The sequence below is a fragment of the Advenella sp. EE-W14 genome, assembly GCF_012923605.1.
Classification (GTDB): Bacteria; Pseudomonadota; Gammaproteobacteria; order Burkholderiales; family Burkholderiaceae_B; genus Advenella; species Advenella alkanexedens.
In genome coordinates this window covers 170388-193449 of record NZ_JAAVNG010000006.1, presented here as the reverse complement: position 1 = coordinate 193449, position 23062 = coordinate 170388, and the positions used below count along the sequence as shown (strand labels likewise).

The 23062-nt window shown below is 53.0% G+C and carries 21 protein-coding genes; 5 read left to right on the top strand and 16 right to left on the bottom strand.

The window, feature by feature from the left end; genetic code table 11:
• Positions 1-52: 52 nt before the first annotated feature.
• From HCX92_RS03255 to HCX92_RS03235, 5 genes are all read right to left on the bottom strand, one after another.
• Entirely contained in the window at positions 53-1333 is a 1281-nt protein-coding gene (locus HCX92_RS03255) for a HAMP domain-containing sensor histidine kinase (RefSeq protein ID WP_211182242.1), read from the bottom strand.
• Complete coding sequence (locus HCX92_RS03250) at positions 1330-2043, bottom strand: response regulator transcription factor (protein ID WP_169293483.1); 714 nt, start codon at positions 2041-2043, stop codon at positions 1330-1332. Before HCX92_RS03250 ends, HCX92_RS03255 begins: the two co-directional genes overlap by 4 nt.
• Before the next feature lie 17 nt (positions 2044-2060).
• Positions 2061-3539 (bottom strand): ArnT family glycosyltransferase, encoded by a 1479-nt coding sequence (locus HCX92_RS03245; RefSeq protein WP_371808381.1) that lies wholly within the window; start codon positions 3537-3539, stop codon positions 2061-2063.
• 1 nt (position 3540) lies between these two features.
• Positions 3541-4626, bottom strand: coding sequence for a glycosyltransferase family 2 protein (locus HCX92_RS03240; RefSeq protein ID WP_169293482.1), 1086 nt, complete (start codon positions 4624-4626; stop codon positions 3541-3543).
• Between the two features lie 156 nt (positions 4627-4782).
• The gene (locus HCX92_RS03235; RefSeq protein ID WP_169293481.1) at positions 4783-5706 is read right to left on the bottom strand and encodes a methyltransferase domain-containing protein; all 924 of its coding nucleotides are present in this window, start codon (positions 5704-5706) and stop codon (positions 4783-4785) included.
• 106 nt (positions 5707-5812) lie between these two features.
• Here HCX92_RS03235 and HCX92_RS03230 point away from each other — a divergent pair, with 106 nt between their 5' ends.
• A complete protein-coding gene (locus tag HCX92_RS03230) occupies positions 5813-6505 on the top strand; it encodes a ComF family protein (protein ID WP_169293480.1) in 693 nt (230 codons plus the stop codon).
• An 8-nt stretch (positions 6506-6513) separates the two neighbouring features.
• Entirely contained in the window at positions 6514-6984 is a 471-nt protein-coding gene (locus tag HCX92_RS03225; RefSeq protein ID WP_169293479.1) for a tRNA (cytidine(34)-2'-O)-methyltransferase, read from the top strand.
• A 23-nt stretch (positions 6985-7007) separates the two neighbouring features.
• Here the strand turns inward: HCX92_RS03225 and HCX92_RS03220 are convergent, their stop codons facing one another.
• The 7 genes from HCX92_RS03220 to HCX92_RS03190 all read right to left on the bottom strand — a co-directional run bounded on the left by HCX92_RS03220 (position 7008) and on the right by HCX92_RS03190 (position 15944).
• A complete protein-coding gene (locus HCX92_RS03220) occupies positions 7008-8477 on the bottom strand; it encodes a TrkH family potassium uptake protein (protein ID WP_169293478.1) in 1470 nt (489 codons plus the stop codon).
• An 8-nt stretch (positions 8478-8485) separates the two neighbouring features.
• On the bottom strand, positions 8486-9862 hold the full coding sequence (gene trkA, locus HCX92_RS03215) for a Trk system potassium transporter TrkA (protein ID WP_169293477.1): 1377 nt from the start codon (positions 9860-9862) through the stop codon (positions 8486-8488).
• A gap of 14 nt (positions 9863-9876) precedes the next feature.
• Positions 9877-10596 carry a response regulator gene (locus tag HCX92_RS03210; RefSeq protein WP_169293476.1) on the bottom strand — a complete coding sequence of 240 codons (720 nt, stop codon included), beginning with the start codon at positions 10594-10596 and terminating at the stop codon, positions 9877-9879.
• 67 nt (positions 10597-10663) lie between these two features.
• Positions 10664-12952, bottom strand: a complete 2289-nt coding sequence (locus HCX92_RS03205; protein WP_169293654.1) for an ATP-binding protein — start codon at positions 12950-12952, stop codon at positions 10664-10666.
• On the bottom strand, positions 12952-13530 hold the full coding sequence (locus tag HCX92_RS03200) for a DUF4390 domain-containing protein (protein ID WP_169293475.1): 579 nt from the start codon (positions 13528-13530) through the stop codon (positions 12952-12954). The genes HCX92_RS03205 and HCX92_RS03200 overlap by 1 nt, the downstream gene beginning before the upstream one ends.
• A gap of 60 nt (positions 13531-13590) precedes the next feature.
• A complete protein-coding gene (rsmB, locus tag HCX92_RS03195; protein ID WP_169293474.1) occupies positions 13591-14940 on the bottom strand; it encodes a 16S rRNA (cytosine(967)-C(5))-methyltransferase RsmB in 1350 nt (449 codons plus the stop codon).
• A 113-nt stretch (positions 14941-15053) separates the two neighbouring features.
• Entirely contained in the window at positions 15054-15944 is an 891-nt protein-coding gene (locus HCX92_RS03190) for a dienelactone hydrolase family protein (protein ID WP_169293473.1), read from the bottom strand.
• 156 nt (positions 15945-16100) lie between these two features.
• Here HCX92_RS03190 and rimO point away from each other — a divergent pair, with 156 nt between their 5' ends.
• The gene (gene rimO, locus HCX92_RS03185; protein WP_169293472.1) at positions 16101-17420 is read left to right on the top strand and encodes a 30S ribosomal protein S12 methylthiotransferase RimO; all 1320 of its coding nucleotides are present in this window, start codon (positions 16101-16103) and stop codon (positions 17418-17420) included.
• On the top strand, positions 17420-18049 hold the full coding sequence (locus HCX92_RS03180; RefSeq protein ID WP_169293471.1) for an HAD-IA family hydrolase: 630 nt from the start codon (positions 17420-17422) through the stop codon (positions 18047-18049). Before rimO ends, HCX92_RS03180 begins: the two co-directional genes overlap by 1 nt.
• A gap of 274 nt (positions 18050-18323) precedes the next feature.
• On the opposite strand, the gene HCX92_RS03175 is transcribed toward HCX92_RS03180, so the two are convergent.
• Entirely contained in the window at positions 18324-18704 is a 381-nt protein-coding gene (locus HCX92_RS03175) for a GtrA family protein (RefSeq protein WP_169293470.1), read from the bottom strand.
• Positions 18692-19627, bottom strand: a complete 936-nt coding sequence (gene fmt, locus HCX92_RS03170) for a methionyl-tRNA formyltransferase (protein WP_169293469.1) — start codon at positions 19625-19627, stop codon at positions 18692-18694. Before fmt ends, HCX92_RS03175 begins: the two co-directional genes overlap by 13 nt.
• A 144-nt stretch (positions 19628-19771) precedes the next feature.
• Between fmt and HCX92_RS03165 the strand changes: the two genes are divergently transcribed.
• Complete coding sequence (locus tag HCX92_RS03165; RefSeq protein ID WP_169293468.1) at positions 19772-20725, top strand: cation diffusion facilitator family transporter; 954 nt, start codon at positions 19772-19774, stop codon at positions 20723-20725.
• Positions 20726-20809: 84 nt separating this feature from the next.
• Here HCX92_RS03165 and HCX92_RS03160 read toward each other — a convergent pair whose 3' ends face one another.
• Both HCX92_RS03160 and dprA read right to left on the bottom strand, forming a co-directional pair.
• Positions 20810-21727, bottom strand: a complete 918-nt coding sequence (locus HCX92_RS03160; RefSeq protein WP_169293467.1) for a hydroxymethylglutaryl-CoA lyase — start codon at positions 21725-21727, stop codon at positions 20810-20812.
• A gap of 93 nt (positions 21728-21820) precedes the next feature.
• Positions 21821-22975, bottom strand: coding sequence for a DNA-processing protein DprA (gene dprA / locus HCX92_RS03155; RefSeq protein WP_169293466.1), 1155 nt, complete (start codon positions 22973-22975; stop codon positions 21821-21823).
• Between the last annotated feature and the right edge of the window lie 87 nt (positions 22976-23062).

The window sequence follows — 23062 nt, the reverse complement described above, 5'->3', positions numbered from 1 at the left end:
ACCTGCTGCTGACCACGCCTGGCAACACTTCCCCAGACCTTGCCTCCATGCCTTAATGGTTGCCAAGGATCTGGTCTGCGGGAATGCTTAACTGAATCACGCTGCCATTCGAATCACTGCGGATCACTTGCAAAGGCCATTGCAAGCGCTCGGACATCAAAGTCACAATATACAAACCCAGACCATTTAAAGACGCACTGCCCGGCACCACTTGCCGTTCCCTGCCAAGAATGGCTTTTTGCCCGGCCGTCAAGCCTGCCCCCCTGTCCTGTATCTGGATCATGCCTTTACTCACGGTAATATCAATTTCTTTTTGTGTATGCTGCAGGGCATTCTGGATAAGATTACGCAACAGCATTTTCACCAGGACAGCATCACTCCTGAGCTTGATCGTGTCCATGACCGTCAGACGCACCCTGGCCCGAACCGTGAATAAATTATTCAGGTCATCCAGAACCTCTTCAAGCAAGGCTGTCAGTGAAACAACCTCCCTGACCGGAGAACCGTCGGCCTGGTTACGCGACAGCTTAAGCAAAACCTCTACATTGCTGCGCATTTCCGTGCAGGCATTACGCATGCGGGCCACAGTTGCCAAATCATTGGGCTTGAGCTGCCCGCGCATTTCCAGGATATCAAGCGCCCCGGACATGACCGCCACTGGCGTGCGCAGCTCATGACTGGCCAGGCTGAGCAGCGATTGCTCCCTGCGCACATAGGATTCAAGCTCACCCAGGAAACGGTTAAAGGTTTCCGCAATTGAATACAATTCGCTGTCTGTGTAATTAACCGGAATACGCGGCATTTGCGAACCCACCGGCACCTCACTGATTTGCTCTGACAGCTTGCGCAAGGGATCAACGATCCGTCGACTGCTTAAAGTTGCCATCCACAAACCCAGGCCGATGATAAGCAGCGTCATGACAACCAGCGCGATGCTGAAAAGGAGTTCGCGATCTTCAAAATGGGTAATATCCTTGGCCATATACACCACCCCTTTGGGTAAAATAGCAATATTGACCAGATAGGTGTTTTTGCCTCGCTGGATCTCATCAGAGAAACCCAGCGGCAAATCCTTGAAAATCTCGGGCATTTGTGATGGTGTTGCCTGCCCCTGGGGCACAAACACCAACTGCTGGTTAAAGCCCTCCCACACAAACAATTCGGAATCATTACGGTTTTCAAGAATAAAATCCAGTTCCTGCTCAAACTCCACCTGCAGCATGGTTCGTTCAAGGTCTTCATTGACTTCCAGCACCATCACCACCATCACCGCAATACATGCCATGCTAACGAGCAGGATGGCGCGATGAATGCGTCGGGAAATGGACCTCATTGTTCTGCCTGTGCCGGTGGAGTCAAGCGGTAACCGCGCCCGTGCATGGTCTTGATCATGGAAAACCCGAAAGTATCCTGCAATAATTTACGTAAGGTATACACATGGGTACGCAAGGTATTCATATCCACTTCTTTTTCCCCCCAGATCCGTTCTTGCAACTGCTCATAAGACAGAAAACCCGGATAGGCTTTAATGAGTTCCTCAAAAATACGCGCCATCGTGCCACTTAGTTCCAAAGAACCGCTATGATTGAGCTGCACCGTCAGCTTGCCTGGGTCAAAACGGATACCCGGCACTTCGATCCCTGGGGTCTTGCCCATGCACTCTTTGCGGCGGTACAGGGCATTGACCCGCAGTTGCAGCTCACGAAGGTCAAACGGCTTGACCAAATAATCATCGGCACCGGCCCGAAAGCCCTCTTCCTTGTCTTTAAGCTGGTCTTTGGCGGTCATCATGATAACCGGCGTCGTACACTGGATATCGTTACGGATCCGGTGGCAGATATCAAACCCCGACAGGCCGGGCAACATGACATCCAGCACAATGACATCGTATTCATGGGTGGCAATCAGATGCAGGGCCGTTAAACCGTCCGAAGCGAAATCCAGCACATAATGCGAATTTTCAAAATACTCGGACAGGTTCTCGGCCAGCCCGACATGATCCTCAACCACCAGCATGCGAATGGGCTTTGTAGATGTATTCATGCAATTTCAGAAAAAAATCAGTTTGCCACTATGGACATGGCTGTCTGTGCAAGACCAGGACTGGTTTCAAACAAAATATAGCGTTTGTTTTCATAACGCTTTTGTACCGGTACGCTTAACGCATGCACAACCTCGTTTAGACGCTTTTTGGGTATTGCCAGCAACACAGGCAATGTACTGTTGTCCAGTTTGGCAGAAACCTCATTAATCTTCAACAATTCTGCGGTTCCGCCAGAATAAAACCGGGCTGAAAACGGACGATCATCAACATAATGAACAGGCGTCCCGGCCTTCGTCTGCAAGGCGGCAAAATGAACCAGACCCTTTTCTGTTTTGAAGTGATTCGGACTAACATACGCAAACAGACTGAGCAAAACCAGTATCATCGGCACCAGCGCCGCCATCCACCGGGTATTTCCGGCAAACTGCCACGTACTTTGTTCCACCCAATTGCGCCAGCCAAGCGCCATCAGTATGCTGAAAGCCCCCAGGCAAGGCAAAATATAGGTCCAGAGAATATTGCCCGAAAAGGTGAAAAACAAAGGAGTAAATAACGCCCAGGCCAGCAAATACGATAGCTGGGCTGAATCGGCAAGCGGCTTGATAACGGCACGCACACCTTTTTTCACCAGGCTGCTCAGCAGCAAGCCTATGCCAAACAAGCCCCATGGAAAGGTAGCCTGTAACCAATACCACCAGATCGTACCATGCCTTTTTTCATGAGCGGTACCATACAAATCCCCCTGCCAGCCCGGATCCATAAAACGCAGAAAATGCTCACCCACGATGAAATAATTCAGGAATCCCGGGGTCTTGATTTCTGCCATCACATACCACGGCAGGCTGATTAGCGCGGTTAAGAGCAAACCCCGCGTCCAGGGCAATGCCCTGAATTGAACCATCCGGCCACCGATATTGGGCAACAACCATAACAGCAACGGGCCGGCAACCAGAACCAGTGCCAAAGGCCCTTTGGCGAGCAGACCAATGGCCAGTCCCACAAAAAAACCATAGCGCCAGAACAGGGACGGATAATGCCGGGCCATCATGAAAGCCGTCATGCTAAAGGTCGTGCCCAGCACCAGAAACGGATCAGTCAGTACCGCCCCCGAAGTGATATAAACCAGGGCACAGGAGCTGTACACCACTGCGACCCACTGAGCCAGCTGCCGGCCAAAAAAAGTCCGTGTAAAGGCAATAAGAAGCCCCACGGTTGCCACCATGCTTAACCATGAAGGAAAGCGCACGGCAAACTCGTTAACGCCCAGCAGCCTGAAGGACAATGCCTGTGCCCAGAACGACAGCGGCGGCTTGCCCCAGAAGGGCTTACCCGGTTCAAACCAGGGCGTAATCCAGTCACCGCTTTGCGCCATCAAACGGGCAATTTCCGCATAACGTGGCTCAGACGTATCAGACAGCGGCATCAAAACCATACTTATCAGGGGCAGACACAATAAAACACCCGTCACCCACCACAAACCAATCCTGCGCGTCACTTTAATTTCCTTTTACAACCATCAACTCTCGAACCGTCTGTTGCTGCTGATTCACCGCTGAGCGATTCATTTCACGGGTAGTATCCACAAACGGTTCCAGGGCCTGCCCTTTATTTTTACGCAGTACATCCCTGATCAGGTAAACCGGACGCTGCTTGGCTTCAAAATAGGTTTTGCCCACATACTCGCCCAGCAGTCCAATTGAAATCAGCTGGACCCCTCCCAGAAAAGTGATCATGGAAATTAACGAAGGATAGCCTTGCACCGGCTCTCCCAGTACCAGGGTTTTAGCGACAATCCACAGGGCAAACAAAATACCTGCCAGTGCAGTCAAAATGCCAGCCGCCATGGTCAGGCGCAAAGGTGCCACTGAAAATGAAGTAATTCCCTCAAAAGCCAGCCCCATCAGGCCTGGATAGTCCCACTTGCTGGTACCTGCGGCACGGGGTAGCCGGTCGTATTCAATTACCTTGGTGGGCAAGCCAATCCAGGCAAACAACCCCTTCATATAACGATTGCGCTCACCCAACTGGCTCATGGCATTAACCGCCTTGCGGCTGAGCAAACGAAAATCACCAGTATCTTCAGGAATCTCAACCTCACTGATGCGGTTCAGCAAACGATAAAAAGCATGGGCGGAAAATTGCTTGAACCAGGTTTCACCGGCCCGTGAACGGCGCTTCATGCTCACAACATCGGCACCCTCGCGCCAGGCCTGCAACATATCCGGAATCAGCTCAGGTGGATCCTGCAAATCGGCATCCATAATAATGATGGCTTGTCCCCCGGCATAGGCCAGACCGGCACTCAGGGCTGCCTCCTTGCCAAAATTGCGGCTCAGACGGACCAGTTTCAGATGTTCATCCCAAGCGGCGCGCTCGGCCAGGAAATGCCCCGACCCGTCGCGACTGCCATCATCCACCATCACCAGCTCATAATTGATCTCCAGCGGATCCAGAACCGAGGCCAGCCGGGGAAACAGTAACGGCAACATCTGCCTTTCGTTATAAACCGGAATCACGACAGATAAAACCAGGCCTTTTTCAGCCTGAAATAAAGATGTCCCGTTTTCTTCCATTGCACTCATTGACAGCACCTGCTTTCATCTTTTAAACATGACAGGCGTAAGAGTACGTCTTGGCGCAACAAGGAAACATCAATCAAAAATCAAGTAAATATCAAAAAAAAGCACGTCCGAAAACGTGCGTTGTGCAGGAACCGTCATGAATGGGTCATGAATAGTTCAGGTTTTTGATTTTCTGCCCCCAATGGAACTCAGGGAAATACGGGTTTCACCCGCTGCCGTTTTATGTACGGCACTTTTCCAGGCATGGCCATAGGCGACTTCGAGGCTCAAATGCAGTTTGCCATCAGACTGTCGCTGCTGCTCAAGGGCATCACACAGGCGCTGGTACCATTGGCGCCCAACCAGCCCCTTATGACGCCCGATGGTTGGGTTACCGCCAAGGGCGGAGACGTCACGCAGCAGCTTTTGCGGACTCTGGTAAGTCAGTGTAATCACTTCCTGATCCATGACCGGATCCACAAAACCGTTTTCAAGCAGGATATCGCCAAAGTCATGCATATCCACAAAGGGCACCGTTTGGGTTTGGATCCCGGCGGTTTCAACGGCTTTGCGCAATTCGATAAAGGTGCCGGGGCCCAGACAGGAAAACATGCAAATGCCGCCAACCTGGATTACCCGCCGCCACTCGGCAATTACCTTATGCGGCTCGGGATGCCAGTGCAGGGCCATATTGGACCAGACCAGGCCTGCCGATTCGGCCTCCAGCGGCATGCTTGCCAGATCGGCCAAATGGAATTCACCCAGGTTTTTGCGGCCCAGTTTTGACACCCATGCCTGCATGCCCTTGGGTAAAAAGGTCTTCCTGCAATGCGCAATAAATGAGGGGCAGCTATCCACCCCCAGCAGACGCGCTTTGGGAAAACGCGTCTTCAGCGCTTCAAGCGAATGCCCTGGACCACAGCCGGCATCAACCACCGTCTCCGGTGTGATGCGGATATAACTTAAACGCCCGATCATGCGATGGCTGATTTCATCATAAAAAAACCGGGAATCTTCCAATAAACCACGACGGGAAAATTGTCGAATGACGTGCTCGGAATTGATGGGCAAAACCTGAGGGGAATAAATGGCCTGGGACATTGGGATCACTGACGTATTGTTAATACGGGAAGAAAATGATTTGATAAGGTCATATTGTAAATAAGACTTCCCCGATTCTGTGCAAAACCCTTACGCAAACAAAAGATTGCTTGTCCTGCCCGGCACCTGCCCCTTGTGTGGTACCGTCTGCACGGGAGAAAGATTCTGCCCCGACTGCCACAACGATATTTTACACTCCATGCAAAACCACCCCTATCGGTGTGCCCGCTGCTGCCTGGCCCTGCCCAACGCGGGCCCTTGTCCGGATTGCAGCGAACAGGCACTTCATACCGGAACGGTCATCGCTGCCTTCGATTACGTACATCCACTCGACAGCCTGGTATTACGCTACAAAAACGGCCGCCAACTTGACCTGGCGCCCGCATTTGCACAGCTGCTAAGCCAACAGCTGCAACAACGGGGTCTGCTGCCCTTGACCAACACCTGCCTGATCCCCATTCCGGGCAGCCGGCAATCACTTTCCCGGCGCGGTTTCAATCCAGCGGCTGAATTTGCACAACAGCTGGGAAAAAAACTACAATTACCAGTTGAGCATTTTGTGCTGCACCGCCATGACCAGCATCTCAAGCAATCCAGCCTGTCCCGTCACGCACGTCGTGCCACCGCTGCCGGTTTATATTATTGTTCGCGCCGCCTGGACATTCCCCATGCCATTCTGGTCGATGATATTGTCACCACCTGCAGCACCCTCGACAGCGCCACCCGTGCCCTGCTGGCCGCTGGTGTGCAACGCGTGGATGCCCTGGCCATTGCCCGTACTCCCCCCAACCATTTTTAAGCAATCGCATGTTTCACATTATTCTTGTTTCACCCGAAATTCCGGCCAATACCGGCAATATCATTCGTCTGGCCGCCAACACCGGCATACAGCTGCATCTGGTCAGGCCGCTGGGTTTCATGCTTGATGACAAACGCCTGCGCCGCGCCGGGCTGGATTACCATGAATGGGCCGACATCAAGATTCACGACCACCTGCAAGAAGCGATCGAATCAACCGGTGCCGCCGCCGGCCATATTCATGCCATTTCCACCAAAGGCCAACGCCACATTGGCAACATGACCATTAACGATGGCGATGCCTTTATTTTTGGCAGGGAAACAGCCGGACTCAAACCCGAAGAATGGGACATTATCGGAATGGAAAATGCCGTGCGTCTGCCCATGCGACCTGACTCGCGCAGCCTGAACCTGTCCAATGCGGTCGCCATTACCGTATACGAGGCATGGCGACAGATCGACTATGCCGGCAGCGTCTAGGGACAAACATTCGCGGCAACGTTTTAACGGCGCCAGAACCCGGGGGTAAAAATAACCAATACGGTGAACAGTTCAAGACGTCCAATCAGCATGGCCAGGGTACATAGCCAGATTTGAAAATCGGACAAGGCACTGTAATTGCCCATGGGCCCGACACTGCCCAATCCGGGACCAATATTGTTAAGACTGGCAAAAACGGCAGAAAACGCCGTAGTGGGTTCGGCCCCCGACAACAGCATGACCGCCGACAACGCCATTAAAGTCAAGGCATACACCAGCATGAAAACCATGATGGACATAATCACGCTCTGGTCAATAATGCGTGCTCCCAACCTGACCGGAAACACCGCATGCGGATGCAAAATATGGCGGATTTCAGTACGAATCTGCTTGATGACCAAAATCAGGCGAATCATTTTGATGCCACCACCGGTAGATCCCGATGAGGTGGCGCAGGCACCCAGCAATAACATGACAATCGGTAAAATCAGCGGCCACTGCAGGTAATCCACATTGGAAAAACCGGTGGTGGTCGCCACGGAAATGGTATTGAACATGCCAAACCTGAAAGCATCAAGCAGGTTGCTGTATTCACTGGTAAAGAACAGGTAAAGACTAATCAGGACACCACTGACCAGCACCAGACGCAAAAACGGAATCGTTTCAGGGCAAAACCGGTAAGTGGACAAATCCCGGTTACGAATAGCCTTGTAGTGAGTGGCAAAATTGATGCCGGCAAACAGCATAAACACCATCGCCACCATTTCAGCAGCCGGTGAATTGATATCCACAAAGCCTCCACTGTGAGTGGAAAAACCGCCCAAACCCATTGTGGAGGCAGTATGACACCAGGCATCAAACCAGCTCAGGCCCACCAGACGATAGGCAATCAGACACACAAAAGAGGCCGAAACGTAAATGCCATACAACACCTTGGCCGTCCCGGCAATGCGAGGCGTTAATTTCTCTTCCTTCATGGGGCCTGGGATTTCACCCCGCATCACCTGATGTCCGCCCACCCCCAACATGGGCAAAATGGCCACGGCCAGCACCAGAATACCCATACCGCCAAACCAGACCAGGGTATGGCGCCAAAGATTCAGGGATTCGGGCAGTTTTGTCACGTCTGGCAAGACCGAAGCCCCCGTGGTGGTCAGCCCCGACATGGCTTCGTAATAGGCATGGGTAAATGATAGTTTTACCCCCACATGAGACGCTTCCAGCATTAAAGGCAAGGCGGCCAGAAGAGGAAACACGGTCCACACCAGAAACACCAGCAACAGCCCGTCACGCGGACGCAATTCACGGCGAAACGGGTAAGTCAGCAGCCAAAGCAGCAAGCCACTGCCACCTGCCAGCATGAAACTGGTCAGAAAACTCTGATCGGCACCATCCTCAAACAGGCGTGAAAAAAAATAAGGAAACAACAAGGTCAGTGAGAACACCACCATGGTCAAGCCGAGCGCATGCAAAACATTCAGAATACTGCGCATTCAATTTCCTAGAAAAACATGGCCGAAACCTGGAACATTTTTTCAACTTTTTTCATGGTTTCACGGTTTGCCGCATAGACAATCACGTGATCTCCCTGGCGAATCACGGTATCAGGCTCAGGCATAATCAGGTAACCTTCACGGAAAATAACCGCCAGTGTTGAAGACTTGGGAAACTGGATATCCTTCACCGAGCGGTCGGCCAGTTTCGAACTGTTGATGTCCCCCAGCACCTCGAACTCGATCACCTCGGCAGCGCCACGACGCAAGCGATGACCGGCAACCACCGCCCCCTGGCGCACATCACGCAACAAGGCACCAATCGTGGCCTGGGCGGGTGAAACCGCGATATCAATCATGCTGCCCTGCATGAGCTCGCCATAAGCCTGGCGCGAGATAAGAGCAATCACCTTGCGGGCACCCAACCGCTTGGCCAGCAAGGAAGACATGATATTGTCCTCATCGTCGTTGGTTAAGGCCAGCCAGGTGTCCATTTCGGCAATATTCTCACTTTCCAGCAAGGACTCATCAGTACCGTTGCCATGCAGGACCAGCACATTTTCAGGCAGCATGGATGCCAGCCACTGGCAACGCGCCTTGTTGCTTTCAATAATGCGAACGTTGTAATTGTCCTGGGCCAGCTCTTTGGCCAGCCGATAGCCAATATTGCCACCACCGGCAATCATGATGGAACGAATACGTTTTTTTTCTTTGTGGAAAGAAGCGATACTTTCCCGGGCCTGCCGGGTATCAATGGCCAGCACCAGCTCATCATCGGCCTGTATGGCCCCCACCCGGTTCATGGGAATGGACACCTCACCCCGCATGACTTCCAGAATACGGGTATTCAGGTTAGGCAGATTCAGATGCGTTTCGTCGATATGATGGCCGATCAGAGAACTTTTGCGTCCCACTTTAAGGATGACCACGCTCACCCGACCCTGTGCAAATTCGACAACCTGCAAGGCCTCGGGAAATTCAATCAGGCTGTAAAGATATTGCGTAACGCTTTTTTCGGGGCTGATCACAAAATCCACGCCGAAGCTTTCCGCCAGCAACGCTTCATTTTCAGAATAAGACTGCCCCCTGACCCGAACAATGCGACGCGGTATATTGAAGGTATCACGGGCAATGGTACAGGCCACCAGATTGGAGGCATCCGTGGCGGCACAGGCCACCAGAAGGTCGGTATCATCGGCACCGGCTTCCTCGAGCACATCGGGCAATGAGCCATCACCCAACACGCAACGCAAATCGAAGCGTTCCTGCAAATAGGTCAGCCGATCTGGGTTGGTATCCACCACCGTGATGTCATTCTGCTCTGACACCAGGTTTTCGGCCACGCTGGATCCGACACGCCCCGCCCCGATGATAAGGATCTTCATGGAGAAGACAGGAACTAGGTGTTACGCTTGCGGGATGAATCGATACCCAGCTGACGCAGTTTGCGATACAGGTGAGTTCGTTCAAGTCCGGTTTTTTCGGAAACGCGCGTCATGCTGTGGTTTTCACGTACCAAATGATACTCAAAATAAACCCGTTCAAACTCATCACGCGCATCACGCAAAGGCTGGTCAAGAGTAATGTTGCCCAGCATGGAACCTTGTTGCTGAGGTGCTGCTTCCTGAACCGGTGCAGCGGCCGCAACAACAGCAGGCGCTGCGGTAAAGGTTGGTGCTGCCGGTGCTTTTACCGGGGCGGGTACAGGACGGGCAGCCGGTGCCAGACCGGCAGAAGCCAACACTTGTTTGGCATGAGGACGTGCCAGGCCAGACTGGACCGTTTTAAGAAGTTTTTGCAAGGTAATGGGTTTTTCAAGAAAATCCATGGCACCAATGCGGGTTGCCTCTACGGCAGTGTCCACCGTGGCATGGCCGCTCATCATGATTACCGGCATATCAAGCAATCCCTGTGAGCCCCATTCTTTTAGCAGACTGACCCCATCGGTATCGGGCATCCAGATATCGAGCAAGACCAGGTCAGGCCGGTATCTCAGGCGCGCTGCACGTGCCTGGGAAGCGTTTTCAGCGAGTTCCACGGTATGACCTTCGTCATACAAAATTTCAGAAAGAAGCTCACGAATTCCAATTTCATCGTCTACCACCAGTATTCTGGCCATATGTAGTCACCTATTACTAACGTACTTCAGTACTATTATTTAAATCTGATTAATCGAATTATAACCATCAGGACATGGTTTTTTTGCTTTTCTTCACAAGTCTCGTGAGTAAAATCGAGATACGGGCACCCCCTTCCTTGCGATTTGAAATGTCAATTTTGCCGCCATGCTCTTCGATGATTTTGCGAACGATTGCCAAACCAAGACCTGTGCCGTGCACCTTGGTTGTTACGTATGGTTCAAACGCATTCTGTAAAACCTGTGATGTAAACCCACAACCCCGATCCTCGATCATTATTCTAACCGCTTCACCTTCATCGCTGGTACCTGTTGCGACTTTTGTGAGCATGGTCTGAATGGTGATGCCTGGTTCGTCTCCGTCAAGCTCCATATCAGCCATGGCATCCCGGGAGTTGGCCATCAGGTTGTTCAGCACCTGACGCAGCTGGGTCGGATCAGCCTCGACCTCTGGCAGCATGGCATCAAGTTTCAGGCCCACCCGCCGGTTCAGCGGTTCTTCGGCATGATTTCCTTCGGGGTCCCAGCCATACAGCAACGCAAGATCCGTTATTAAAGCATTAATATTAACGTGTTGCATCTGTGCAGGCGGTGTTCGGGCATATTCGCGGAAATCATCCACCATTTTTTTCAGCGAAGTCACCTGGTTCACGATGGTATTGGTGGAACGGATCAGCATGTTGGCATCGGCTTCCTCCAGTTTGTCGGTCAGCTTCATGGCAAGCCTTTCAGCCGACAATTGAATGGGCGTCAGCGGATTCTTGATTTCATGAGCCAGCCTGCGTGCCACCTCTCCCCAGGCAACCGCACGGTTGGCTGAAATGACCTCGGAAATATCGTCAAATACAACCACATAACCGGTTTGCCGACCATCCACCCTAAGCCGAGTGCCACGCATCAACAACGTGACCGTTTTCTGGTCCCCCCCCGATTCCGCACCAATGATGATTTCGATTTGTTCCTGCCAATAATGGCGCCCCGAACCCACTGCCGCGTGATTGGAAAAGGCCTTGCGGATGTCCTGCGTGAACTCAATCAGGTTATCCACCACTTCCAGCGGCCGCCCCGGCACCGAACGCAGGTCTTCATTCAGGATGGTCTGGGCACCCTTGTTCACGGTCGTGACATTAAAACGCTCATCAAAAACAATGACCCCCGATGACAGGCCCTCCATTACGCTTTCCAGATACACATTGGAACGTTCCAGTTGCAGGCGGTTCAGCTCCACCTGCTTGCGGGCCTCATCAAGCTGGTGCGTCATCATGTTGAACGAACGTGTCAGCTGCCCCACTTCGTCCTTGGCATCGGGTTCGGGTAACGGGCGGTAATCACCAATTGCCACGGCCTGTGTACCTTCAGCCAGATTCAGCAGAGGTTGAACCAGCTGACGGGCAATCGCCAGCGCCACACCGATAGAAGCAAATACCGTTAACAACAAGGCCATGGTCAGGGTTATGCCATACAGATTGCGAATGCCGGTCCGGGACAACGCCAGCTCTTCGTAATCACGAAAACCCTGTTGCACCTGATTCAGGTGACTGCCCAGACTCTCGGGAACCAGATGGGTCAGCTGCAGCCAGTACGGTTCAGGCGCGGCGCCCAGTGGCACATCAAACCGGAAAGAATGGGTAAACACGGGCACAATAACCCGAATCCTGAGCTGAGGGTTTTCCGTATCAGCGTTGCCGGTGTCTTCGGCGCGGGCATATTGTCGCGTCAGCTTGAGCTGGTTCACAATACTGGCCGGCGGCATGGAGGGCAACAAACTGCCAAAATTTGACGTGGAAAATGCCACAACACGATTACCCGCTGCTGAAAAAACCAGAGCTTCACCAACACCATTAGCCTCACGCAATCGCGTCAGTTCCATCGGCATTTCCTGCTCGGATACCCGTGACAGATCACTGGACATGGCTTTTGCCCGGGCCAGCAAATCGGCCACCTGACTGTCCAGCGAAGCCCGCCCAAGGGCCAGCCCCGACTCAAGTGCCCGGTCAACCTTGACATTGAACCATGACTCGACAGAACGGGACATGAACTGTACCGACAGCAAATAAATAACCACCCCTGGAATAATCGCCATCACGGCAAAGGCCATGGCAAACCGGGAGGTCAGGCGGGCACCAAACTTTTTCTTGCGCAATTGGCGCACCAGCCGCCAGGTAAGTGTTGCGACCCAGATAAACAAAGCCAGGGCCAACACGCCATTGAGAAGCAATAGCAAATCAAACTGCTGGGCAAAACGCGATGTGTTCCCGGTTGATCCAACCAGCAAACCCAGCAAAACAAATGCCGCCAACACAATGATCATGAAGCTGATTTTCACCAGCCATGAAATCAGGAGCTGGGTTTTATGTCCGAAACTTTTAAGGTGAAATTTTTCCATGGAGTTGATAATGACCAGGCACTGCTGTTGAATGCATTAATCTGAAAGGGCCTCGGAAGCAATGAGGTATCCAGTTTCAGGCGTAATCTACCTTTATAGTTAATGGCGGGATCAAGCTGGTCGAGATCATTGATTGGCCAGCTTTCAAGGTTAATAATATGCTGCAGGGAGTCGTCCAGCGACAATTCTGGAATGGAGTGCTCTCCGTAACTGATTCGCCACTGACGCAACAGCGCATTGTATTGAATACGCCAGGTGTGCTGCTGCGTCAATTCTGTTTTATCAAACCATAAGCGCTGTGGCTTTAGCACTTCCATATTGACAGTGAAGTAAAGCGGCACCCCTTTTTCAGCGGCATTACGCACTTCCTCACCCAGGTTTAGGGAAATACTGGCCGACAAGGTATAACCGTCACTTTCTTTGTCCAGTGCCAGGGATTCTATCCAGGCATCGGGCTGTGCCGGCTGAAACTGCTGCGCATAAGAAAACCACACAGGCAGGAGCATGAAAACGAGCAAAAACGACCACATGAAAATGCGGCCAAACCATTGAAACCCTGATTGGAAAAAAACATCGTCCTTCAAATTTCTTTACCCACGCTTGCCTGATACCGGTTTTTTACGGAACAGAGCATAATAAAAACCGTCATGCGGCGCAACACTGCCCGACTGCTGCGCCAGCGGCAGAATCTGTCCAGGTGCACCCAACCGCTCGGCGTCTGCCAGCGACATTTCCAGATAACGAGCCTGCTCCTGTCCTTCTATGGGAAACAATGAACAGGTTACATAAAGCAAGTAACCGCCCGGAGCAACCGTTTGCCACAAAGCCTGCACAATTGTTCTTTGCAAGGTGGCGGTTTTGGTCAGGTCAGCCTCTTGCCTAAGCCATTTAATATCGGGGTGCCTGCGCACAATCCCCGATGCAGTACAAGGCACATCGGCCAGCACCAGGTCAAACGACATGCCATCCCACCACTGCGACAGGTCGGCGGCATCGGCAGCGTGCAGGTGCACATGCGGACCATCCAGTTTCAGGCGGGCCAGGTTTTCTTCCACCCGGGCAAGCCGATAACTGTCCACATCAAGCACGGTCATGTCTAGATCGGCCAGTTCAAGCATATGGGCTGTTTTACCGCCCGGAGCGGCACAGGCATCAAGCACCCGCATCCCGTTGTGTACCGGCACGATTTCACCGGCCAGTTGTGCGCCGGCATCCTGGACCGACCACCAGCCCTGATCAAATCCCGGTATTTGCTTAACCGGCATGGCCTGCGCCAGCACAAGACCGGCATGCCCGGTTTCATGCGCCTCAATACCATGCTCACTGAACAGCCTGTGCAGGGCCTCACGACTGATTTGCCGTGTATTCACACGCAAGGTCATGGGGCCTGGTATGGCCGCTGAGGCCAGAATGCCCTGCCACTGCTCGGGATACGCCTGTCGCACCTGATGAATCCACCATTTGGGGAAACCCCATTTCACCTCACTGCGTACGGCAATGGCTTGCATTAACGATGCTTTATTACGCAGAAAATTACGCAGACAGGCATTGACAAGCCCCTTGAATGAGGAGGTTTTTTTGTGCTTTTCAGCCGCCTTGACAGCCTGGTTCACCACGGTATGTGCATCATAAACTGGCACATGGCGCGCCCTGTTCCGTTCCTCGTTTTCATCAACCGCCAGCAGGCATAAAGCCACCACCAGCAAAGACTCAAGCAGGCGATTGGGCGCTTTTTTATCCAGCAGCAGCTCGCTTAAGGCCTGGCCGGTTGCCAGCTGCCGCATGACATAAAATGAAACCGACTGCACCGGTGCCCGCAACTCATCAGGCACCTCCTGCAGGGATTCGGTTAAAGAACGGCCTGCCAGGACGTCACGCAAGCAGCCGGCACAGGCAAACAGAACATCAGACAAAGCAGGCGCGACAACGGAAGAGGTCATAAGGAAACAGACAAAAAATAAACGGACAAATCCAAGTGTAACCCGCCTTGATGTTGATTTAACTGATTTTTCCGCCCTTTCCCATGTTAAATCTGAAGAAAAAAACCAGATAGTCAGGATTTGAGATGCCGGTCAAAAAAATCCAGTGAGCGTCGCCAGGCCAGACTGGCGGCTTTTTCATCATATCGTGGCGTTGTATCGTTATGAAACCCATGATGCACATCATCATACATGTGCATTTCATAAGTCTTGCCGTTGTCCTTCAGGGCTTTTTCAAAGGCGGGCCAGCCGGCATTGATTCTGTCATCCAGCCCGGCATAATGGATTTGCAAAGGTGCCTTGATCGCCGCCACTTCCGATGCCGGTGGCTGGGCACCATAAAATGGCACAGCCGCAGCCAGATCGGGCATGCGTACCGCCAAAATGCCAGCAACGCCACCACCATAACAAAAACCAATCACACCCAGCTTCCCGTTGGACTCAGGATGGGCTTTCAGGAATTCGGCCGCCGCCACCATGTCTTCAGTCCGCTTGCCCGGATCCAGCCTGGCAAACATTTCCCTGGCCTTGTCTTCATCACCGGGATAGCCGCCCACCACTGCCAGGGCATCAGGCGCAAAAGCCAGATAGCCTTCAAGCGCCAAGCGGCGCACCACATCTTCTATATAAGGATTCAGGCCACGGTTTTCATGGATGACCACCACCGCTGGCAAGGGCCCGCTGGCGTTAGCCGGGCGTGCCAAATACCCTTTCATGGTGCCATTGCCTTTGGGAGATGGATATTCGACATATTCCGCCTTGATCCGGCTATCATCTTTGGCTACCTGCTGGGCCCAGGCAAAATTGGGCTGCAGGCTGTCCAGAATGGCGGCAGCGGTAACACCCCCAACGGCGAAACGGGCACTGCGGTTTAAAAACTCACGGCGGCTGATCAGGCCATGCACGTATAAATCAAAATCCTTCAACACCGCGGGCGAAAAATCACTTGTTTTTTTACGTTCCATAACAACTGCCTCTTTCAAAAAGGGGGTTGATAAAACAAGGTTTTTTACAGTTTACGTTGAATGGGGCCTGAACGGAACGGATTTTCCAAAAAAAAGTTAAAATGCTGATTTTAAAAGTATTGTTGAGCCCCGCTCCTTCAAAAGGTATTGTTTTTTATGTCCAACCCCAAAGTCGGTTTTGTCAGCCTTGGCTGTCCCAAAGCCCTGGTCGATTCTGAACGCATTCTTACCCAGTTGCGTACTGAAGGCTATCAAATTTCCCCCTCCTATGAAAATGCGGATGTCGTGGTGGTAAACACCTGTGGCTTCATCGACAGCGCCAAAGCTGAATCGCTGGAAGCCATTGGGGAAGCACTTGCCGAAAATGGCAAAGTCATTGTGACCGGCTGCATGGGTGTGGAAGAAAATATCATTCGCGATGTGCACCCCAGTGTGCTGGCGGTAACCGGCCCCCAGCAATATGAGGAAGTGGTGCGTGCCGTACACGAGGCTGCCCCACCCAATCTGGAGCACGACCCGTTTACCGACCTGGTGCCACCACAAGGCATCAAGTTAACGCCCCGCCACTACGCCTACCTGAAAATATCCGAAGGCTGCAACCATCGCTGCAGTTTCTGTATTATCCCCTCCATGCGAGGGGACCTGGTTAGCCGCCCAATTGGCGATGTCCTGGATGAAGCCCAGCGCCTGGTCAATGCCGGAGTGAAAGAAATCCTGGTGATTTCCCAGGATACCAGCGCCTATGGGGTAGACCTTAAATATCGCAGCGGTTTCTGGAATGGCCGCCCGGTTAAAACCCGCATGACCGAGTTATGCAGCGCCCTGTCAGAAATGGGCGTCTGGGTTCGCCTGCACTATGTGTACCCCTATCCCAGTGTTGATGAAGTTATTCCCTTAATGGCCGAAGGTAAAATACTGCCCTATCTGGACATTCCTTTCCAGCACGCCAGCCCGCGCATTTTAAAAGCCATGAAACGCCCGGCATTTGAGGACAAAACCCTGGCCCGCATTAAAAAGTGGCGTGAAATCTGCCCTGAACTCACCATCCGCTCCACCTTTATCGTGGGCTTTCCCGGTGAAACCGAAGAAGATTTCCAATACCTGCTTGACTGGATGAGTGAAGCCCAGCTTGACCGGGTTGGCTGCTTCCAATACTCGCCCGTCGAAGGCGCACCCGCCAACGAATTGGCCGACCCTGTTCCTGATGATGTCAAACAGGATCGCTGGGAACGCTTCATGGCGCACCAGCAAGCCATTTCAGCCGCTCGTCTGCAAACGAAAATCGGCAAGGAAATTAGCGTTCTGGTTGACGAAATTGACGAAGATGGCGATGCGATTGGCCGTTCCAGTGCCGATGCCCCCGAAATTGACGGTTGTGTTTACCTAAGCAGTGAAAAAACGCTGAAACCGGGCGATCTCGTGCGCGCGGTGGTGACCGATGCCGATGAATACGACTTGTGGGCAGACGTCAAGTAATGAACAGACTTCCCAAAATTATTGCTTTCGATTTCGACGGCACCCTGGCCAACACCTTGCCCTGGTTCGATGAAATCCTGAGCAGTGTTGCACAAAAATATAACTTCCGGGATCCATCAGCCGAAGAAAAAGCCCGTTTGCGCAGTATGGAAGCCGGCGAAATCTTGCAAACACTGCAAATTCCTTTCTGGAAAGCACCCGCTATCCTGATGGAGTTCCGCCAGCGCATGCAAGACGCCTCTCCCAATATCGAACTGTTTGACGGTATTCCCGAGGCTCTGGGGCAGTTGCATGCCAAGGGATACCCAATGGCAATCCTGAGTTCAAACAGTGAAATCAATGTCCACCAGATTCTTGGCGCAAATGTACGCTACTTTCATGAATTCCTGTGCGGTACCGATCTTTTCGGCAAACCGGCCAAATTGGGCAAACTGCTGGAGAAACACAATCTGTCCCCCACCGAATGCCTGCTGATTGGCGATGAGCTGCGTGATATTGAAGCATCTCGCAAAGCCAACGTCATGGTTGGCTCGGTCACCTGGGGCTATAACAGCCTTGATGCCCTGCAACAGGAACAGCCCAACTTTCTGTTCACCTCACCGGCAGATATCGTTAAGGCGTTAACTTGAGTGCCAGACACACGTTCACACGCAAACGTTGAATCGTGCGTGACTCGTAGGCGTTCCCACGCTGGAGCATGGGAACGAGGACGAGGACACACACGGAACCCAGACTCGTCCCCATGCTCCTGCGTGGGGACACAGACCCACCTGGCCCATTCAGACTCGTTCAGACTCGTTCCCACGCTCTGAACTGCCCCCCAATGTCCAGTCTCGTTCCCACGCTCTGAACTGCCCCCCCAATGTCCAGTCTCGTTCCCACGCTCCTGCGTGGGAATGCAGATCATGGCCTGAACACTATATATCTTGAGTAAATAAACCCAAGTACCAGGCTGGTGCCTGAAAAGGCGGCCAGGGTTATAACAGGTAAAGCACCCAAGGCATCAGCGCCCCATCCGAACAGAATGGACAGCGCTCCCATGAATGACACAAACAATAAATAACGCCTTAAACCGGCATTGGACTTGAACGTAAACTTGGCGTTGGCAAAAAAACTGAAGGTCACGGCAACGCAAAAAGCCACAAAATTGCCTGTAGCCTGGCTGGTACTGAAAACACGGTACACCAGGAAAAAAACACCCCAGTGAATCAGGGTATTCAGCACCCCGGTCATCAGGTATTTTGAAAACAAAACCCCTGTTTTACGGCAGTTCAAGGTTTCCATCCCGTTACAAAAACCGCGACCGGCTGTCGCTTGCCACCGGCCTTTTGCAGTTCAAGCAAACGCAATACGCCCTGCCCGGTGGCAATATCCACCCCGTCAGCGGTGGCACGTAATACCGTACCTGGTTCTGCGCTGGTGTTTTCATTTAACGCCACCGCCTGCCACACCTTGACCGGGTCTTTCAGGCCGGGCAGCTGCAGGGTTGCCCCTGGCACCGGGTTAAAGGCCCGAATACGGCGGGCAATGGTTGGGGCATCCTGCTTAATATCAATGGGCGCTTCGGATTTTTCCAGCTTGGCCGCGTAAGTCACCCCTTCTTTAGGCTGGGGCACAGCCTTGAGTTCACCCGTACCCAGCTTGCCCAATACCGCGGTAATGCATTCGGCACCCATTGCAGCCAACTGGTCATGCAGCACGGCAGCGGTCTGATCGGTAATATCGATACGCTTCTCAAGCAATACGTCGCCAGTATCCAGCCCGGCATCCATTTGCATAATCGCCACCCCGGTTTGCGCATCGCCGGCCTCGATAGCACGCTGAATAGGTGCGGCACCACGCCAGCGTGGCAACAGACTGGCATGAATATTCAGGCAACCATATTTGGGCAGATCAAGCACCCACTGGGGCAAAATAAGCCCATAGGCCGCCACCACCATCACATCAGGAGCCAGCGCCTGCAATACCTGCTGCGCTTGCCGGGCCTCATCAGGATACTTGCCGTCAAGCCGCAGGCTTTGGGGCTGCAGCACCTGCGCCCCTTGCGCCAGGGCCTCTTGCTTGACCGGGCTGGGCGTTAATTTCAGCCCCCTGCCAGAAGGACGATCGGGCTGGGTCAGCACCAACGGGACCTCGTGTCCAGCGTTGACAATCGCCTCATAGGCCAGACGGGCAAACTCGGGGGTACCGGCAAATATAACTCGCATAATTACTTATCTTCCTGCAAACAATCCTGAATGATAACGATTTTAACTCACTACATGCCGTAAATTCTGGCCATCAACGCTTATCTTCAGTGGATTCAGTTAAAGTAAGGGCAATCAGTATTTCTTTCGGCACAGTCCAATATTATGAGCCAATTTCCCCATTCCGACCCTAAACACAACGCTTCGGCTGGTCACCATCCCACGGCCAAAAAACCGAATGCCACCCTGACCCAAAACAATGAGCGTGTCAGGGTAGCCCGTATCAGCACCTGGGTCAGTGTTGCCGTTAACTTTAGCCTGTCAGTCTTGCAAATCATTATTGGCATTATCGCCCATTCACAAGCCTTGATTGCCGATGCCGTTCACACCCTGTCAGACCTGGCATCGGATTTTGCCGTGCTGTTTGCCAGCAAACATGCCAATAAGGCGCCCGATGACAACCACCAATACGGACACCAGCGTTTTGAAACCCTGGCCGCCCTGGGTATTGGGGTTTTATTGTTACTAGTGGGTGTTGAAATGATCTGGGCAGCGGCCGAAAGCGTACAAAGCGGCAAGCCTATTGCCCAGGTACACTACACGGCCCTTATCATTGCCTTCGCCACGCTGGTTGGCAAAGAGCTGCTATTCAGGTATTTGCTCACACAGGCCGAAAAAGTGCGCTCGTCCATGTTGGTGGCCAATGCCTGGCACTCGCGCTCCGACGCTGCCTCATCCCTGATTGTAGCCATCGGAATTCTGGCCAACATGCTTGGCTTTACCTGGGCCGACCCGGTTGCCGCCCTGATCGTGGGCCTGATGATTTCACGCATGGGTCTTAAATTCATCTGGTCTACCCTGAATGATCTGACAGACCGCTCGGTAGATGCCGAAACCTACCAGCGCATTCACGACAAACTGGTCGGTACCCCCGGCCTGCTGGGCATTCATGACCTTAAAACCCGCAAAATGGGCGATATGATCCTGGTGGAAGTACACCTTGAACTGCCCGCCAACATGACCATTGCCGAAGGACATGAAATTTCCGAAGAAGCCTGTCGACGGGCGATGGTGGATGAAGATATTTTAGATATCACCACCCACTTCGACCCGCACTAAAATGTCGGGCAGGCACAATCCAAAGCGGGCTTGCCTGCCAGACATTTGCCCCGCCCTTCAAGACAAGGCAAAAAAAATAAAAGATCAGGCGCACACCGCGGCCCGCTTATTCACCAGGGCCTTGCCGGCACGGCTGGCATTGGGACGTTTCAGGTAATCGGAAATCCACTGTCCGGTGGTAATAACGGCATCCAGGTCAATGCCGGTTTCAATGCCCATGCCCTGCAACATGTACAGGACATCTTCGGTTGCCACATTACCCGTTGCTCCCTTGGCATAAGGACAGCCGCCAAGACCAGCCACCGATGAATGGAAAATTGAAATCCCGGCCTGCAGGGACGCATAGATATTGGCCAGTGCCTGCCCGTAGGTATCATGAAAATGCCCGGAAACCTGGCGAGGGTCAACCTTTTCGGTCACTGCCGACATGACCCGGTAAACCTGGGAGGCTGTGGCAACGCCAATCGTATCTGCCACATCAATTTCATCACAGCCCAGGGCAATCAGGCGCTGGGCCACGTGCACCACCGATTCAACCGGCACCTCGCCCTGATAGGGGCAACCCAGCGCACAGCTGATGCTGCCACGCAGGCGAATGCCGGCCTCTTTGGCCGCCCGGGCCACCGGCTCGAACCGGTCAATCGATTCATCGATGGAACAGTTGATGTTTTTATGAGAGAAAGCCTCGCTGGCCGCACCAAAAATAACCACTTCATCAGCCCTGGCCGCCAAAGCACCTTCAAAACCGCGCATATTGGGCGTCAGCACTGAATAAACCGTGCCTTCCCGGCGTTTGATGGCTTCCATGACCTGGGCGCCATCCGCCATTTGCGGTACCCACTTCGGTGATACGAAAGAAGTGGCTTCTATATTCAGAAAACCGGCATCGCTCAGCTGGTTGACCAGCGCTACCTTGATATCGGTAGGGACGAACTCTTTCTCATTTTGCAAGCCATCGCGTGGGCCTACTTCTACAATTTTTACTTTATCCGGCAATGCCATGACTGTCTTCCTTCCTTTAGTTTGCTCATTTTAAAAATAATCACTCAGGGCCATAAATGGCTTTTTTCAACTTTTCATTATAATCTGAACCACCTAACGCACACGCTGATATCGACCATCATTCAAACGCACAATATAAGCGGCCAGTTCCAATGCCAGCAACTGGCTACTGACTTCAGATACGCCAATACGCAAATCGCTCACCAGCTCATCCAGACTTAAAGGCTCAAACCCCATCCGCTCCAGTAGACGACACTGTTCGGGGTCAGGAACAAAACCATCGGCATGGTCAGGCACCGCACCCGCCTTCATCGCGCCTCCCGTGCCTGCATTCACCTTACTTCCGGGGGCACCCGCCAGCTCTTCCTGTATATCCATGGCCGTTTCCACCAGTTTTGCCCCCTGGCGGATCAGGGCATGACATCCCCGTGACAGCGGGGAATGAATCGAACCAGGAATCGCAAACACCTCTCGCCCCATTTCTCCGGCCAGACGGGCGGTAATGAGTGAACCACTTTGTTTTGCCGCTTCCACCACCAGCACCCCTTTGGACAAACCCGCCACAATCCGGTTGCGGCGCGGAAACTGATGCACTACGGCCGGCGTGTCCAGTGGCAGTTCTGACACCAGTGCCCCCTGTTCGCGAATGCGCAGGGCCAGGTTCTTGTTGGCAGCCGGATACAGGCGATTAATACCCGTGCCCATCACGGCGATCGTGCTGCCCGACCCTGCCGGTGCCTGAAGGGCACCTTCGTGAGCAGCGGCATCTATGCCATGGGCAAGCCCACTGACTACACACCAGCCCTGCCCAGCCAGGTATTTGGCAAAGGCACGGGCATTGTCGCAGCCACCCATCGTGGCATTACGGGCGCCCACCATGGCAATGGTCGGCATGGCCAACACCTCGGGACGGCCATCCACGTATAACAAAACAGGCGGATCATGCGTATCGAACAGGGCTTTCGGGTACAAAGGGTCGGCCAGCGTTAGAATGTAATGCCCGGGCCGGGCCAGCCACTCGAAGGTTTTCTGGATTAATCCCTGAATGTCAGGCTCAGGCTCTGCTGCCAGCTGCAAAGCCAGTTTTTGTGGCAGATATTTCATGAGCTGTCCAACCGATGCGGCAAACACCTGGTCTGGCAAACCAAAAACCGCCAGCAGCTGGCGCGCCTTTACCGGCCCCACGCCCGGCTCAAGGGTCAGCCTTAACCAAGCCTGCAATTCTTCTTGGGAGCGCATCAAAGACATTTGAAAAACAAGAATGAAATAAACATTATCTTACCGTGCCAGCAGAACGGAAAGGGCCGTACCCGTACACCCACTTGAAATATGACA

Coding starts and splice junctions, on each gene's coding strand:
- HCX92_RS03225 (WP_169293479.1), top strand. CDS start 6,514: ATGTTTCACATTATTCTTGTTTCACCCGAAATTCCGGCCAATACCGGC.
- rsmB (WP_169293474.1), bottom strand. CDS start 14,940: ATGACCTCTTCCGTTGTCGCGCCTGCTTTGTCTGATGTTCTGTTTGCC.
- HCX92_RS03220 (WP_169293478.1), bottom strand. CDS start 8,477: ATGCGCAGTATTCTGAATGTTTTGCATGCGCTCGGCTTGACCATGGTG.
- HCX92_RS03160 (WP_169293467.1), bottom strand. CDS start 21,727: ATGGCATTGCCGGATAAAGTAAAAATTGTAGAAGTAGGCCCACGCGAT.
- HCX92_RS03235 (WP_169293481.1), bottom strand. CDS start 5,706: ATGTCCCAGGCCATTTATTCCCCTCAGGTTTTGCCCATCAATTCCGAG.
- HCX92_RS03255 (WP_211182242.1), bottom strand. CDS start 1,333: ATGAGGTCCATTTCCCGACGCATTCATCGCGCCATCCTGCTCGTTAGC.
- trkA (WP_169293477.1), bottom strand. CDS start 9,862: ATGAAGATCCTTATCATCGGGGCGGGGCGTGTCGGATCCAGCGTGGCC.
- HCX92_RS03210 (WP_169293476.1), bottom strand. CDS start 10,596: ATGGCCAGAATACTGGTGGTAGACGATGAAATTGGAATTCGTGAGCTT.
- HCX92_RS03165 (WP_169293468.1), top strand. CDS start 19,772: ATGAGCCAATTTCCCCATTCCGACCCTAAACACAACGCTTCGGCTGGT.
- rimO (WP_169293472.1), top strand. CDS start 16,101: ATGTCCAACCCCAAAGTCGGTTTTGTCAGCCTTGGCTGTCCCAAAGCC.
- HCX92_RS03250 (WP_169293483.1), bottom strand. CDS start 2,043: ATGAATACATCTACAAAGCCCATTCGCATGCTGGTGGTTGAGGATCAT.
- fmt (WP_169293469.1), bottom strand. CDS start 19,627: ATGCGAGTTATATTTGCCGGTACCCCCGAGTTTGCCCGTCTGGCCTAT.
- HCX92_RS03240 (WP_169293482.1), bottom strand. CDS start 4,626: ATGAGTGCAATGGAAGAAAACGGGACATCTTTATTTCAGGCTGAAAAA.
- HCX92_RS03180 (WP_169293471.1), top strand. CDS start 17,420: ATGAACAGACTTCCCAAAATTATTGCTTTCGATTTCGACGGCACCCTG.
- HCX92_RS03200 (WP_169293475.1), bottom strand. CDS start 13,530: ATGTGGTCGTTTTTGCTCGTTTTCATGCTCCTGCCTGTGTGGTTTTCT.
- HCX92_RS03190 (WP_169293473.1), bottom strand. CDS start 15,944: ATGGAACGTAAAAAAACAAGTGATTTTTCGCCCGCGGTGTTGAAGGAT.
- dprA (WP_169293466.1), bottom strand. CDS start 22,975: ATGTCTTTGATGCGCTCCCAAGAAGAATTGCAGGCTTGGTTAAGGCTG.
- HCX92_RS03175 (WP_169293470.1), bottom strand. CDS start 18,704: ATGGAAACCTTGAACTGCCGTAAAACAGGGGTTTTGTTTTCAAAATAC.